Source organism: Treponema sp. SP13, from assembly GCF_050938355.1.
In the GTDB taxonomy this organism is placed as follows: domain Bacteria; phylum Spirochaetota; class Spirochaetia; order Treponematales; family Treponemataceae; genus Treponema_D; species Treponema_D socranskii.
Genome location: NZ_JADOVM010000008.1, coordinates 31778 through 47552, shown reverse-complemented (window position 1 = coordinate 47552; position 15775 = coordinate 31778). Strand labels below are relative to the sequence as shown.

Genomic DNA, 15775 nt, shown 5'->3' with positions numbered 1-15775 from the left:
TTATTTGTCATCCTCTTTTTCATCTCCGCTTTTTCGAATTACTTTTATCATATTGATACGGTGACCTTCCATATCCTGTACGATAAAATCGAATCCGTCCCACGACGCCTTTTCGTATTTTACCGGAATCTTTCCGAGCAAATCGAATACAAAGCCGCCGAGCGTATCGAAATCTTCCGTCGGAAACTCCGCGCCGATCGTTTCGTTCAAATCGTCCAAATCTATGCGCGCATCGCACAGCCAAATATTGTTTCCGAGCGTGATGATATCTTCCCGCTCGTTGTCGAACTCATCCTGAATGTCGCCGACTATCTCTTCGATGATATCTTCCATCGTAACGATGCCGGAAATGCCGCCGTATTCGTCGATAGCGATCGCGATGTGCAGGTGTCGCCGTTTAAACTCGCGCAAAAGCGAATCGATGCGCTTCGATTCGGGAATAAAATACGCTTTGCGGAGAATCTTTTCGAGATCGACCGTTTCGTGAGAAGCGAAAATGTGAATCAAATCTTTGACGTAGAGTATGCCGACGACATTGTCGATGGATTCGCTGTAGACCGGAATGCGCGAGTGACCGCTTTTGGCGATCTTTTCCATGAGTTCGTCGAGTTGGGTATCGACGGAAATAAAATCGACGTCGATACGCGGGATCATCACTTCCTTTACCGTCGTGTGCGACAAATCTTCGATGCCGCGTATCATGCTCCGTTTTTCTTCGTTGATAATCTCCTGCTGTTCGGGACTGACCGCTTCCGCATCGGAAGCGGCTTCTTCCTTTTTGCGTCCTAAACCGAATAATCCCATATACCACCTTACCCAATTATTTTTTCGCCGCACAATTTCGCAAGCACCTGTTCCTGTATGACAAGCATATCGCATTGGGGAGCTTTACCCTCTTCGATATGCTCTTTTCCGTGATCGTATCCGTTTAAATGCAAAAGACCGTGCACGATAAGACGCTTGAGCTCAGAGTCTTCATCCGTCTCGAACGCGGCCGCATTTCTCGAAAGCGTGTCGAGACTGATCGCAATGTCGCCCGCACACTTCCACTCCGTGCCCTCTTCGTCTATATATGAAGTTCCGTTTTCAAACGAAAGCACGTCCGTCGCCCCTTCGATGCCGCGATACGTTTTGTTGAGAAACGCCATGTATGCATCGTCGCACAGCAAAATCGAAATCTCCTCACCGGAAAAACCGAGCGCACCGAGCGCCTTTTGCGTAAAGGGCGCGACGTTTTCAATCCATGACGGATGTGTGACATTTTCGGAAAGGGACACGGCGATCCTGTCAGCCATTCGATTTTCCCGCATCCGATTTTTTATCGTCGCTTTTATCGCCCGGCTTTTTTTCATCCTTTTTGTCGCCGGATTTATCGGCTCCTTTTTTATCGGAAGCTTTATTTTCTTTTCGATCTTCGTCGGGATTTTTTTGATTCGGGTATTCTATTCTGTTGTGATAGTAACCTGCAAGCAGCTGAACGAAAGCGCCCTTTATCTTTGCGATATCGCGGAAAGTCAAATCGCAGTTGTCGAGCTGACCGTGTTCGACTTTTGCGTTGAACAGCGTTTGAATGAATTTATCCAAGCGCGACGCGGACGGATTTTCAAGCGTGCGGCACGCGGCTTCGACGGTATCGGCGAGCATGACGACGGCGCTTTCGCGGCTCGTCGGAGGAGTACCCGTGTAGCGGAATTCTTCAGGGCTCACGTTCGGATCTTTTTCTTTTGCCGCGTTGTAAAAATACGAGATGACGCTGTTTCCGTGGTGCTCGGCGATGATGTCGATGATCTGCTGCGGCAAGTGCATTCTATACGCTTTTTCGACGCCGCGCTTTACGTGGCTTTTGATGACGGCGACGGAAAGGGAAGGATTGATATCGTCGTGTTTATTCGTGCCCGTTTGGTTTTCGACAAAGTATTCGCTCTGATCCATTTTGCCGATGTCGTGATAATATGCGCCGACGCGGGCGACGAGCGAATTTGCTCCGATTTCACGGCATGCGCTTTCGGCAAGCTGCGCGACCATGAGCGAATGCGTATAGGTGCCGCTCGCGCTGAGCATAAGACGACGCATCGTCGGATTGTTGAGATCGCTTAAATCCATAAGGCGGAATACCGATGCGGTATTCAAAAGCAATTCGAGCGGCGTCAAAAAACCGAGTGCGAGAATACCGGAAATAAATCCGTTGAACGCGGCGCCGGCGAGAGCGGCCGGCATCCGTTGAAAGCTTTCATTGTCGATGACGATGAGTACGATCATACATACGATATCGACGAGGGCAAGCAGGAGAGATGCCACGACCATATCGATCCGCCGCTCGATCCGCCGCACGATATTCGTCGCCGCAAAACACGAAAGTATCGTGTAGAGAAACGGAATGAGCGCCCAGTCGGCGGCATTGTATACGCCGAAAGCGGCGACGGCGCAAAACAGTACGGAAGAAAGCTGACCGTACAAAATCGCAACGAGCAGCGTACAAAACGCCGACGGAATGATCACCGGCAGCATATACGGAGAAGAAAAGGTGGGCATTTTGAGCGCAAATGCGGCGGCGGCATAGATAAAAAGAAAAAAGACGACTTGCAGCACAGATTCGCTCAAAAGGATTTTTCTGCCGAACGGGAGAAACGCAAACAGCAAAAACCACACGACGCCGAGAACAAGCAAAAATAATTCGTTGTTGAGGAATTTACGGTAATCGAAATATGCGGGCGATTCGGCGAGCTTTCGAAGCTTGTCGTAATTTTCCTGCTCGATCGCAAAACCCTTGTGAATGATCCGCTCTCCCTTTTGAATCGCGATCGGATTATCGTAAGTCGCCGCAATGTCCCGCGGAGCGATTATATCACGGTCGGCGATCTGCCCTATTTCAAAATCGTGAAGCGAAAACGACGCAATCGTCTGACTCGTCGCAACGTTTACGAAATTGAGAGCGGAAACGGCGATATAACCCGCAACGATCAAAAGGATAACGCTGTAGTGTTTTTTAATATAATCGGTACATGCCGCTGCAAAACCGCGATTGTCATTGTCTTTCTTCATCTTCATACGCCTTTACTATCTTTTTTACAAGCGGAGCGCGGATCACGTCGTCCGCCGTCAATCTCATCGTTGCGATTTCCGGAATCGATTTTAATAATTTGAGCGCGTGAACGAGCCCGCTTTCCGTCCGGCGCGGCAGATCGATCTGCGTGATATCGCCGGTGACAAACACTTTCGCGTTTTCGCCCATCCGCGTCAAAAACATTTTCATCTGTTCGCGCGTCGTATTTTGCGCTTCATCGAGGATGACCACGCTCGCTTCGAGCGTACGCCCGCGCATATACGCAAGCGGCGCCGTTTCGACCGCACCCGATTCGACAAGGCGCCTCACCGTTTCCCGAGGCACGAGAGATTCCATCGCGTCGTAAAACGGACGCAAATACGGGTTGAGTTTTTGTTCCAAATCGCCCGGAAGGTAGCCGAGACTTTCTCCCGCTTCGACGACAGGGCGCGTTACGACGAGTTTCGATGTATTGTGCGAAAGAAGCATTTTCAGCGCTTCGGCGACCGCGAGAAAGGTTTTGCCGCTGCCGGCAGCTCCCGTGCAGATGACCATATCGAACGAGCGGAGCATATCGATATACCGCGCTTGATTGTCCGAACGCGGATATATCTTCCGAAAACCTCCGGGGATCGAAATCGCACAGCGTGAAATGTCGAGACGCGGCTGCGTATTTAAAACGGACGCGATGATATTTTTGCCGTCTTCGTCACCGCTTTCTATTTCGTCGAGAATCCGATCGATGATAAAGCGGAACTTTTCGCGGACGACAGGATCCTCTTCATCTACGGAAAGCTCATTCCCCCGCGTAAACACCGGCACGCCCAAATGCTCTTCGATGAGTTTCAAATTGCTGTCGTTCGTGCCGCAGACACAAGACAAAACGTCGGCATCCGGCACGACTATCGTATAAGCGCTATCCACAACCCTCCGGCACCCACACCCCGATCATCACCCGTCAAATATTGTATAAAATTATAAAGGCAGAGGATAATTTATGCAAGAGCGCATAATTCCGAGCAGTGCGCAGGAATTATGCGCGTCTCCGATAAAAGAAAAACGGCTCGGCCGTTTTTCGCCTCCCGACTTACAGAGCAATTCCGAGCAGTGCGCAGGAATTATGCGCGTCTCCGATAAAAGAAAAACGGCTCGGCCGTTTTTCGCCTCCCGACTTACAGAGCAATTCCGAGCAGCGGAAAATCGGTTCAAACGGGGCGTTGCGGGGTGTCCCCGCTGGAAGGGGCAGCGCGCAACGAAGTGCGCGCGAGGGGAAGACTTTCCCCCTTTATTAAATTTGAACGTACATTCGAAATTGCAAGTTTGATTATTTTTCCATTGTGTGCTATACTTTAGAGAATATGGCAAAAGCTACGACTTCGAAAAAATCGATAAAACCGGCAGCAAAAGCTAAGTCGCCGGTAAAAACAAAAAAAGCTTCGGTTAAACCTGCAAAATCCGTTGCTAAACCTGCGGCAAAAACCGCTGCAAAACCCCGTATAAAAACCGCAGCAAAGGCTTCCGTAAAAGCCGGTGCAAAAACGCCTGCAAAATCCGCCGCAAAAAAACCGGTAAAAGCTGCGCTCGAAAAAACAAAAAAGCCGATGCAGGCTAAAGCCGCTTCAAAAACTGCCGCGACAAAATCGAGATCGGCGGCGCTTTCAAAAACCGCAACGGCGAAATCCGCTTCAACGGCAGTATCAAAAATCGAAGCGGCAAAGACGGTGTCGAAAAAATCGAAAGCTTCAAGGTTCCGCATAAATCAAAAAATCGTCTATCCGAGTCAGGGCGTCGGAAAAATTACCGACATCAACGAGCAGATTTTCCGCGAGCAAACGATGCTGTATTACAATATCTATATCGAAGCGTCGGATATGGTCGTCATGGTGCCGGTAGAGCGGGCGGAAGATCTCGGCATCCGAGCCATCGTCTCCGCTTCGGAAGCGGAAAAAGCGCTCAACCTGCTTTCCGACGATTTCGAGCCGATTACGTCGGATTGGAAGCTTCGCTATCAGATGAATCTCGATCTTCTCAAAAAAGGGAGCATCAACGACATCGCGACGATCGTGCGCTGTCTGTACAACCGCAGCAAAGTAAAAGAGCTTCCGATTCTCGAACGAAAGCTCTACGATTCCGCGCGGAAATTGCTCGAAGATGAAATTTCATTTGCAACGGGAAAGTCGCTCAAAGAAGTCGAAACGCTGATTCACATCAAACTCGAACCGCCCGGATCCGCACCGAAAGTCAAACACGTCATCAATATCGACGATGACGAAGACGATAATCTTATGGACGACATGAACGCGAGTTCGAGCGAATCCGACGACGGTGATGCTTCGGATGACGATTCGTCTTACGACGACGATTCGTTTTAATGTATGAACGGCAAGTTTTGAAAGTAAAGCATCATAAAAATGGTTAAAAAGCACAAAATCCCCGCTGCCGTCATCATCGTCGCGGCAGGCGCTTCTTCCCGCATGGGCGAAGGGGTGCGAAAGCAGTATCGACCGCTCGGACGCGGTACCGTTCTTTCGGAAGCCCTTAAGCCGTTTTTAAAAGCGCTCGACTGCACTTCCCTCATCATCGCGATCCCCTTCGATGAAGACGAAAGTCATGCGCGCGAGGCGCTCGCATCCGATGCGGAAATCGAAGCGCTGCTCGACACAAAACCGCTCTTTGTGCGCGGAGGCGTAACGCGGCAAAGCTCCGTAAAAATCGCGCTCGAAGAAGCGGCAAAAAACAATCCTCCGGCGATCGTCTTAGTGCACGACGCCGCCCGCCCCTTTGTCACCGAAAAAATTATCGTGCGTACTGCGAAAGCCGCGCTCGAATACGGGGCCGCCGTACCCGCAATCCCTCCGGCGGATACGCAAAAAATTATTAATGACGAAGGCTTTATCGTCGAGCATCTCAAAAGAGAACGGATGGCTGCGGTTCAAACGCCGCAAGCATTCGATTTTATGCGCCTGCTCGCCTCCCATCGCAAAGCGGAAAACGACGGAAAAGCATATACGGACGATACGGAGATTTGGGCAAAATACGAAGGGGACGTGATGACGGTACAGGGTTCGCCTGAAAATCGCAAAATCACGTACGCAGGAGATATGCATACGCAGACATTTCACACGGGCTTGGGTTATGACGTACACCGGCTTATTTCGGGAAGAAAATTGATGATCGGAGGAGTCGTCATTCCGTTCGATAAGGGCGAAGACGGTCACTCCGACGGAGATGTGCTCCTCCATGCGATAACCGATGCGCTACTCGGAGCCGCTTCTCTCGGCGATATCGGAAGTTTTTTTCCGCCGGAAGATGATGCGTGGAAAGACGCCGATTCCGTTTTTTTATTAAAAACCGTTTGGGAAAAAATACGAAAACACGGTTGGAAACTTGTCAATATGGATTGTGTCGTAAAACTCGAGCGCCCGAAATTTCTCCCGTACCGCGCGCAAGTTATCGAATCGATCGCACACGCGCTCGGCGGCGAAAGCGATTCGATATTCGTAAAAGCGAAGACGGGAGAAGCGCTCGGTGACGTCGGTAAGGGGGAAGCCGTAGAAGCGTGGTGCACCTGTCTGCTTGCAAAAAACTGACCACGCGGCGCCCTCGTTTGCGGCGCGCCGTCCTCTCTTACGGCATACGGCGCGGTTTTTATTCGGGCAGCTCGAGCACCATCTCTATTTCCGTCTGCGTCCGTTTCATCGTGCGCGCAATCTCCTTTACCGTCCAACCCTGCTGTTTGAGCTGTTTGATATTGTCCCTGTCCTGGGGCGAGAGGCGCTTGTCTTCTTTTGCCGGATGCTTTTCCAAATCTTTTTTCGTCAGCTGATTGAGCAGCTTAAATTTCGATTCGATATCGGTTTTAAGCTCTTCGAGACGAGCTTCACTTCTGCCGATGCCCTGCCGCGCGGAAACGAGCGCATCCATGCGCTTGTCGGCTTCGGTGAGAATCGCATCGAGCGATTCGAGCTTCGTCACCGCCTGTGCGAGTTTCGGCCCGCTCTTTAAAAGCTTGTCGACGTCTTTTTGCACGTCTTTGATTTCTTGCGGCAGTGATTCCGTTTGACGAACACACTGCTTTAATTTGTCTTCAAGCGTTTTGAGCGCGTCAAACGATCTGTTGACGTCTTCGTTTACGCGCTCGATTACCGTTTGCTTTTGCTCGAGCCTGTCGTAGGAGCCGCTAAGCGAATGCAGCTTTTCCTGAAAATCGCGCACGGCGACTTCAAACGTCTGCAGTTCGTCGTAGGAGGTCTGCAAGCCGCTTATCTTTTCATCCATCGCACTCGAAAGATTGATCATCTTGTCGTATTTTTGTCCGATCGAATCCACTCGCGCTTTTTGCGCATCGAATTCTTTTAAGCGGCCGTTTATATCGTCGTACATTTTGTGCAGAGCTTTATAACTGTCGGCAAGCGAAAGCGCCGTTTCGTTATACGAAGCGAGTCGGGCAAAATCGTCGTCGAGGGCGGCGATCCGTTCGTCGAGCGCTTTTTTCATCGCTTCCGCTTTTTCATACTGCAGCATCTGCGACCGAACGTTTTGCAATTCGCGGTTCAGCTCTCCCATGCGGCTTTGCATTTCGTCCTGATCGCTTTGCATTTTAAGCACGAACTTCGCTTGGTTTTCGCTCGACTGTGCTTCGAGCGAATTGATTTTCCCGCGCAGATCGCTGAGCGTTTTTGCCGAATCGGCGCTCTGCTTGCTTACGCGCTCTTCGGTATCTTTGAGCATCTCTTCGTACATGGCCTGCAAGCGCTCGAGTATTTCTTCGGAACGCGACTCGTACATATCGAGCGATTCGTCGGTTTTCGTCTGCAGTTCATTGACCGAAGCCGAAAGAGAAGCCTGCTTTTCTTTCATGTCGGCGGAATAGGTTTGGAAATCAGCGAGGAGCGATTCGCGGGCTTCGTCGATTTTATTTTGCGAAGACGATTTCAGCGTATCGAGCTGCCCTTTAAAAACGGCATTCGATTCGTCGAGCTGCTGTTTGAGATGCTGCTTCCACGTATTGAATTCGAAAAGCGCGGCATCGATCGTCGACGCGCCCGTCTCTTGCCGGTTCAGCACGGCTTCTTCGAATTTTTTCAAGCCGTCGCTTAATTCCGACTTTACCCTTTCGAGCTCATCGTTCATCTTCGCTTCGTATTGACCGGCAACCGTTTTCAAATACTCATCCGAAATCGCCTGCGTTTTGTTTACGCGCTCCTTCGTCGTTTCGGCAAAATCGTCCACCGTCTTTGCGATGCCGTCGATCTGTTCGCGAAGCGTGCCGTTCGCTTCTTTGACGCCGGAAGCGATGCGGCTAAGCTGTTCGTCGTTTTTTTCCTGCAGTGCGTCGAGCTTCGCTTTTAAATCTTCGCTGTACTTTATTTCGAGCGAACGCCGGCCGTTTTCACAGTCTTCCGTAAACAAGGCGAGCTTTCCGTCAAACGAATTTTTCCACACCGTCAAATCTTCGGCAATCTTTTCGGCGCGCGTTTTCAAATCGTCGTCGATGCCGTCTTCAAAATCTTTCAGTTTCGCTTTTACGTTTCCGATCGCCGACTGCTTTAATGCGTCGACGGTTTCTTCAATCGTGTGCAGCTGCGATTGAATCGCATCGGAATCCGCCTGCAGGGAATCCGAAAATTCTTTGTGCTTTTTCTGTTGAGTTTCGGTAAACAAATCGAAATCCGAAAGAACACGTTTGCGTATTTCATCCATCGCTTTGCGGAGATTCGCTTCGAGCGAATCGATATCTTTGCCCGACGTTTCGAGCCGCGAAAACTGATATGCCAAATCCTTTTTATACGAACCGAATTGAGAATCAATCGCATTGAGCGCATCGGACTGCTGCTGTTCGCACTGTTTCGCAATCTTGTAAATCGATTCGGTGAGCGCTTTGTCAAGATCTGCAAGTTTCGTTTCCGACTGCGCACGGAATTTTTCGATCTGCTCGTCGACGAGCTGTATCTTTTCGGCAAGCTGCGGTCCCGCGCTGTCGGCTCTGCGCTGCGCTTCATCGCAGGCGGCGCGAAGCTCTTTGATCGCACTTTCGGCATCGTTCACGGAATCGTCCGTACGGCGGGAGATTTCGACAAGCGTTTCGGAAAGCGATGTTTTAAACGCGTCGATTTTATGCTGGACTTGCGCCTGATATTTTTCCAAACGCTCACCGGAGGCGGCGGAGAATTTTTCGAATGCGGCTTTTTCCTTTTCGTCGGCGGCGGAAACGGCATTTGCAAACAGGTTGTTGTAGCGCGACTCGATGTTTTTCACTTCCGATTCGAGCATTACGCGCAGCCCTTCAAGGCTCTTTGCATTTCCTGAAACGTTTTGTGAAATAAAATCGGACGTCGCCTTCACCTCCGAAAGAGATGCTGCGAGATCGGAGGAAAGCTTTTCGATCCGTCCACCGTATTCGGAACCGAGAGAAACAATGCGCTCGTTGAGGTCGGCCGCTACGGCACCTTCTTTTTCATCGTACATCGCCGCAATCGATTCGGCCTGCTTTTCAAGCGACGAAGCTTTTTCTTCGTAGGCGCTGCTCAGCTTCGAAAAGAGTGCATCGAATTTCGCATCGAGAGAAGCGATGCGTCCGTCGTTTTTTCCATCGATCGATTCGAGCTGCTTTGTATATTTCCCCTGCAACGAATCGATTTTTTCGTCGTAGCGTTTTCCGAATTCGTCGATGTGCTGCTTGTATTTTTCATCGAGCGATGTCAGCTGTTTTTTTATATTCGCGACGATGTTGCCCGTCGAATCTTTAAAAGCCGCAACCGCTTCCGCAGTCTTTTGCGTAAGCGCCCCGTCGATTTCGGCTGCTTTCTTTTTATACGTTTCCGACAGGGCGCCGTATTGAGAAGCGAGTGCCGCGTTCGTCTTCGCCGCAAGCTCTTTGTATTTTTCCGACAACGCGCCGTATTGCGCCGTAACGGACGCATCGGTTTCGTTCGCTTTTTGCATATGTTTTTCGGAAAGCTCGGCATACTGCCGATCGAGCTTTGCACCGTAGTCTTCCAACCGCTTTTTATACACGTCGGTAAACTGCGTATACTGCGCATCGTATTTTTTTATCATCTCCGCGGTACGGCTGCCGATTGCGCCGTCAATCGAGAGGATTTTGCCTTCAATTTCCTGCATCGCTCGGGCAATGCCCGAATCGAGGCGGGCGGCAAGCGTCGTCATTTCGCCTTCGTATTTGTCGGAAAGAGCACGATAGCGCTCTTGATACTTTTCGTCGACATCCGCTTCCGCTCCCGCGGCGGCTTCAATCGCTTCGTCGGCGCGGGCATGCACGCGGCTTTCCGCTTCAGCGATGCGCTCGTCGACGAGGGATTCGATTTCGGCAATCTTGTCTTCGATCGTCTGCACGTATGCGTCGCTCCTCGCCTGCGCCTGTTCGCTCAAATGGCGGAACGCCGTATCTTCAAGCGAGTCCGCTTTTTTCGCCGCCGAATCGTACACGCCTTCTATTTCCGATTGAAAGCGAACGAGCGCATCATCGGCCTGCTTTCCGAGAGAGGCGATATGCTCGGCGAGTTCTTTCGAGCGTGCATCGTATTCCTGCAGCAGCTTCGCGCCGAGCAGTTTCAACTGTTCGCCGTTTTTTTGCGAAAACTCTCCGGCGATGTGCGGAATGCTCTTTTCGATTTCGTCGATCGTCTTTTTTTGCGCGTCGATGCGCGCGTCGAGTTTTTCAACGATGAGCGCTTCCTTTTTCAGCCTCGTTAAATTTTCTTCGACGTTCATCGTCATCTCTGCAAGAGATGCGAGCGATTTATCGTAGCCGTTGATTTTCGCTTCGGCGGCCGCGATCGCTTGTTTGTATTTTTGCAGTTCGTCCGCTCCCGCTAAAAAATCGTCGCGCTCTTTTTGCAGACGTTTGATCCCCGCAGCCGCCTGCAGGTATTTCGTTTCGAGTTCCGCTCCCGCGCTCGCTATATTCGCATCCTGTTTTTTAAAATAGTCGTCAAAGCCTTCGAGCCGTTTATCGGCATATCGCTTGACCTTTTCCATGGAATTATTGTCTCTGTCGAATTTTCTAAATACAACGACGATTACCGCGGCGACGGCGGCCGCTATCAAGATTGTGACGATATCCACTTTTCCCACCCGTGCGGTTTAAACCGCTTTCTATATTAGGATCGGCACTGAGTAATCCGCATTCGGATTCAATGCATCCCTATACCACATTCTTTATTGTAACACAATTTTACGCAATTGGCGATAGTCGCAAAAAGAAATATCGGCTTTTCGGGAAGATATGCCGAGCAAATTACGCCAGAGAGGCTCAAAATGCGCCGCTTTCATGCCCGCATTTTTTGCGCCGACGACGTCGTATGTAACGCTGTTTCCGACATATAAAATATGTTCCGGTGCGATGCCGAGTTTTTCCGCAAGCACTCGGAAAGGATGCACCGCAGGCTTCAGCGCACCGGTGGTTTCGGTACCGAGCAAAACATCGCAGTATTTTCGAAGCCCCCATAGGCTGCCTTTTTGTTCCGGAGGAAAATCCGACATGAGCGCGATTTTTAAACCTGCAGCGTGGAACGCTTGAAACGTTTCTTCGACATGAGCGCACAGCGGAATCGATTCGAAAAACGGAGAAAGCCCCTTGTATACGATCCGCTCGAGCCGCGCTTCGGCCGTTTCAACGCTGCACCCGATCCGCTTTGCAAGCATTTCGGCCTGCGTCGCATAAAAATCGTCGAGCACGCCCATATCGTGAATTTTCGAACGTACGATTCCGTACTGCAAAAAAAAATGATTGAATCTGAAAAAGTGAAACATCATGCGCGCATGAAGATCGCGCGGCTTATACAACGTGCCGTCGATATCAAATGCAACCGCCTGTATGTCTCCGATGTTCGCAGTAAGCACTCCGCACCTCTTCTTTCAAGCTTACCGTAAAATTCGACGATTAACAATAGCGAATGAAGGCGCAGACGGCTGCACGCAACTGTCGTATGCAAGAAATCCCGCAAAAGCGACACAACGTACAATTTCTCCTCGCAGCGTTTATATATTTGAAAATCGACATCCGGCAAAGCACCGTTACAAATCTTTCGCATCTTGAAAATATTCCGCAGCGGTTTTTTCCACGAGCATTTCAAAAATTTCGCAAGAGGCGGCACGGAGCCCCTACTCTTCTGCGAATCCGGCTGCAGCTTTTTCGGCACGCGCAGCGACTTCTTTGCTTTGAATGTCTGAAGGTGCCTGTTCGTAGCGCGCGAATTCGTAGCTGTAATCTCCGCGCCCTCCGGTCATCGAACGGAGTCCCGTACAGTAATCGAAAAGTTCCATCTGCGGAACGTCTGCTTCGATTATCTGTTTGCCGCCGGGAGCGGGATTCATACCGAGCACGCGGCCTCGCCTTTTCGTCAAATCTCCCATGACGTCTCCGGTGTACGCATCGGGGACGACGACTTTTAAATTGACGATCGGCTCGAGCAGTACGGGACTCGCTTCCATAAAGCCTTTTTTAAACGCAAACTTCGCCGCGGTTTTAAATGCGATTTCCGACGAATCGACCGGATGATACGAACCGTCGTAGAGCGTCGCCTGCACGCCGACGACGGGGTATGCCGCAAGCGGGCCGCGGGCAGTCGATTCGGCGATGCCTTTTTCGACGGCGGGAAAATAATTTTTCGGCACGGAGCCGCCGACGACTTTTTGATCGAACGCGTACGGCTTTGTGAAATCGCCTGTCGGAGCAAAGCGCATTTTGACGTGTCCGTATTGTCCGTGCCCGCCGGTTTGTTTTTTGTATTTGTGTTCGACGTCGGAATTCTTTTTTATCGTTTCGCGGAACGCAACTTTCGGTTTTTCGATCCGCAAATCGATTTTATATTCGTCTTTCAAAATATTTTGAATGACATCGAGATGCAGATCCCCCATGCCGTACATGAGCATCTGTCCGTTGACGGAATCGTTGACCGTTTTAAACGTCGGATCTTCCGCAGAAATTTTCGCCATCGCCTGCGCAATTTTATCGACGTCGGCTTTATTGACCGCGTGGTAGCGCAAGTACGTATACGGAACCGGGAGATCCTGTTTCGGATATTGAATCGGCGTCGCCTTCGTCGAAAGCGTATCGCCCGTCTTTACGTCACCCAGTTTTGCGACGGCGCCCAAATCGCCGGCATGGAGTTCGGAAATTTCCGTCGTTTTATTGCCCTGCATGATGTAAAGCTTTCCGATTTTAAATTCGGAAGCCGTCGATGCGTTGTAGACGAGATCGTCGGTTTTAAAGATACCCGAGCGGATTTTAATAAGGCTGTATCTGCCGAGAAAAGGATCGACAATCGTCTTAAATACGAAAGCGGTCTTCGGCTTAAGCACGTCGAAGTTAGCTTTGAAGATTTCGTTCGTGCTCGTATTGATGCCGGACACTTTGCGGCTTTCCGCCGCCGGCATGTATTTTTCAATGTCATCCATAAGATTGTACACGCCGTGCACCGCAGTACCCGACCCCATGCACACCGGTACGATCGAGCCGTCCTGTATGGAAAGACGCACCGCTTCGCGTATTTCCGTTTCGGAAAATTCTTCGCCCGCAAAAAAGCGTTCCATAAAATCTTCCGACGTTTCGGCAACCGCTTCCATCAAAATCGTGTGATAGGATGCCAAATGTTCTTTCGAATAATCGGGTATGTCGGTCGGTTCGACGACACCGATCGCTTTATAGCGGAACGCCTTTTGCTGAATGACGTTGACGTAACCGGTAAACTTGCCGTCGTCGCGGATCGGCATATTGAACGGTGCGATCTTTTTGCCGTACACCGCAGTCAAATCTTCGATCGCTTTTCTGTAGGAAACGTCGTCGATATCCATATCGGTTACGAAAAACATGCGCGGCAGATGATACTTTTCGCACAGCTCCCACGCTTTTTCGGTACCCGCTTCGATGCCCGATTTCCCCGATACGACGATGATTGCGCCGTCGGCGACGCTCATCGCTTCGTCCACTTCGCCGGAAAAATCGAAATAGCCGGGAGTGTCGAGGATATTGAATTTATAATCGTTCCACTCGACGGGAACGAGAGATGTTCTGATCGATATGCCGCGCTTTTGCTCTTCTTTCGTAAAGTCGCTGACGGTATTTTTGTCTTCAACGCGGCCGAGCCTCGTCGTCAGTTTGCTCAAATAGCACATCGCTTCGACGAGCGTCGTTTTTCCCGCCCCCCCGTGTCCGAGAACGGCAACATTTCTGATTTTATCGGTTGTGTAGACCTTCATGATGCATTTTCCTCCAAATTTTATAAATATATACGAATATTGTACTACGGTATTTGTGAAAACGCAAATAAATTTTTACGGCATTTACGACAGATTGCGGGAGACCGACGATTTACTGTGAGGCGGCGCTGAAATCCGAAAAGGTCTTACTGCGGGTTGAAAGTTGCGGTCGTGCGCATACGCACGAGATGGATAAAATCGCCTCGGAACGTGCGGGAGAATTCTCCAAGCGTCGATTCGGCATTGTTTCGGAATACGGTGCACTGAAATTTTCCGGCGTCGTCGAAATACGGAAAGAAAATCGCGCATTGATTGAACGCGTGCACTTCGGGAATTCTTTTGCGATCGGTTTCGCGAATCGCCGCGAGGTAGCATTCACCGGGATATTCGGCTGCAAAGACGTACAAAAGAGAAGCGAGTGCGGACGCGGGATAGCCGGAATCTTTGACATACCCGACGGTATTCTTTATGCCGTCCGCCGTCATCTCCGCCGCAAACGGATCTTCGGTCATATCGACGCCCGATTCGGGATACCGGTAGGTTTTGCCCGTCGCGACGGAAAACACTGCCGCGGCAAGATTCCGCGTCCAGTCGAGCGCAAAGGATATATTGTATTGTTCCGAAACTACGCCTTGAAAACCTACGGGATCGTAGCTCACCGTCGGTTCGAGGAGCGGCCGCCGCTTGAGTCCGCCTCTCGTCATCGGATAGACGATACCGTCGGCGATCCATTTGACGAAGCCCGCGGAAGAAAGCGACATTTTGCCCGCGTCTTCGGTGTGCATACGGCGGGGCGCACCGGTTAAAATCGACACGGGATTTCCGTCTTCGTCGTACATCGCGTCGTCGGCATAGACGAGGTTTGCGAGGCGCGAACGGATGACCCGTATCATCGAAAGGGTCGTATCGTATGCGCCTTCCCGCCGGGCGGCATAGCGCCACGGAAGCGTATTTTTCGTGAGAGCTGCGACATCGGAAAACGACATCGCATAAAAGCGCTCGAAAGGAAGTCCCGTAGGAACTTGACGCGCGCAATAGTTTCCGAAAATGACAAAATCTCCGTACGCGCTTTTGCCGATTGGAGAAAATTGGACGTACACGCCGCTGTCGGGTGCAAAATAATAGCGCACGCAAATCGGATTTCCCGAACGCTTATTCCGGACGAGAAGCCATGCGCCCGGTGCCGATGACGAATAGACATCCTGCATCGCCGTCGTTTTGCCGCTTTCGGAATATACGTCGACCGGCATTTCCGTGCGCGGAGCGACTACGACGGAAAAAGTCGTATCGGTTTCTTCGAGGCGGATTTGAAAGCGGTTTCCGTCTTTTGCCGTACGCACTTCGGTGCGGTTTTCTCTGACGGACGAAAGAGGGGACTCAAACCACGTTTCGCGCAGCTCTTTCCGTATATCGGACGAATCGGGGACAAGAGTCTGAGCGAAAAGCACATTCACCGCCCCACAGACGAATGACAGTAAAATTAATAATTTTCCGGCAGCACTGCGCATTGCT

Annotated in this window: 10 protein-coding genes; 2 read left to right on the top strand and 8 right to left on the bottom strand. The window is 50.8% G+C overall.

Going from position 1 to position 15775, the window contains the following annotated elements; all coding sequences use genetic code 11:
* Genes IZU26_RS12395 through IZU26_RS12380 form a run of 4 tightly spaced genes read right to left on the bottom strand, consistent with a single transcriptional unit; the run spans window position 1 to window position 3967 of the window.
* Window positions 1–804: a hemolysin family protein gene (locus IZU26_RS12395; RefSeq protein WP_433279399.1), complete on the bottom strand. Its 804-nt coding sequence runs from the start codon at window positions 802–804 to the stop codon at window positions 1–3.
* A gap of 8 nt (window positions 805–812) precedes the next feature.
* Window positions 813–1295 (bottom strand): rRNA maturation RNase YbeY, encoded by a 483-nt coding sequence (gene ybeY, locus IZU26_RS12390; RefSeq protein ID WP_433279397.1) that lies wholly within the window; start codon window positions 1293–1295, stop codon window positions 813–815.
* On the bottom strand, window positions 1288–3048 hold the full coding sequence (locus IZU26_RS12385; RefSeq protein WP_433279395.1) for an HD family phosphohydrolase: 1761 nt from the start codon (window positions 3046–3048) through the stop codon (window positions 1288–1290). Before IZU26_RS12385 ends, ybeY begins: the two co-directional genes overlap by 8 nt.
* A complete protein-coding gene (locus tag IZU26_RS12380) occupies window positions 3026–3967 on the bottom strand; it encodes a PhoH family protein (RefSeq protein WP_433279394.1) in 942 nt (313 codons plus the stop codon). Before IZU26_RS12380 ends, IZU26_RS12385 begins: the two co-directional genes overlap by 23 nt.
* Before the next feature lie 434 nt (window positions 3968–4401).
* Here IZU26_RS12380 and IZU26_RS12375 point away from each other — a divergent pair, with 434 nt between their 5' ends.
* Window positions 4402–5415: a CarD family transcriptional regulator gene (locus IZU26_RS12375; RefSeq protein WP_310823704.1), complete on the top strand. Its 1014-nt coding sequence runs from the start codon at window positions 4402–4404 to the stop codon at window positions 5413–5415.
* Window positions 5416–5454: 39 nt separating this feature from the next.
* Window positions 5455–6633, top strand: a complete 1179-nt coding sequence (ispF, locus tag IZU26_RS12370; protein WP_310823706.1) for a 2-C-methyl-D-erythritol 2,4-cyclodiphosphate synthase — start codon at window positions 5455–5457, stop codon at window positions 6631–6633.
* Between the two features lie 58 nt (window positions 6634–6691).
* Here ispF and IZU26_RS12365 read toward each other — a convergent pair whose 3' ends face one another.
* From IZU26_RS12365 to IZU26_RS12350, 4 genes are all read right to left on the bottom strand, one after another.
* Window positions 6692–11128, bottom strand: coding sequence for a SpiroCoCo family coiled-coil protein (locus IZU26_RS12365; protein ID WP_433279392.1), 4437 nt, complete (start codon window positions 11126–11128; stop codon window positions 6692–6694).
* Window positions 11129–11221: 93 nt separating this feature from the next.
* Window positions 11222–11905 (bottom strand): HAD family hydrolase, encoded by a 684-nt coding sequence (locus IZU26_RS12360; RefSeq protein WP_021329757.1) that lies wholly within the window; start codon window positions 11903–11905, stop codon window positions 11222–11224.
* A gap of 261 nt (window positions 11906–12166) precedes the next feature.
* Entirely contained in the window at window positions 12167–14263 is a 2097-nt protein-coding gene (locus IZU26_RS12355; RefSeq protein WP_021329821.1) for an elongation factor G, read from the bottom strand.
* Window positions 14264–14409: 146 nt separating this feature from the next.
* On the bottom strand, window positions 14410–15771 hold the full coding sequence (locus tag IZU26_RS12350) for a hypothetical protein (RefSeq protein ID WP_433279390.1): 1362 nt from the start codon (window positions 15769–15771) through the stop codon (window positions 14410–14412).
* Window positions 15772–15775 lie beyond the last annotated feature (4 nt).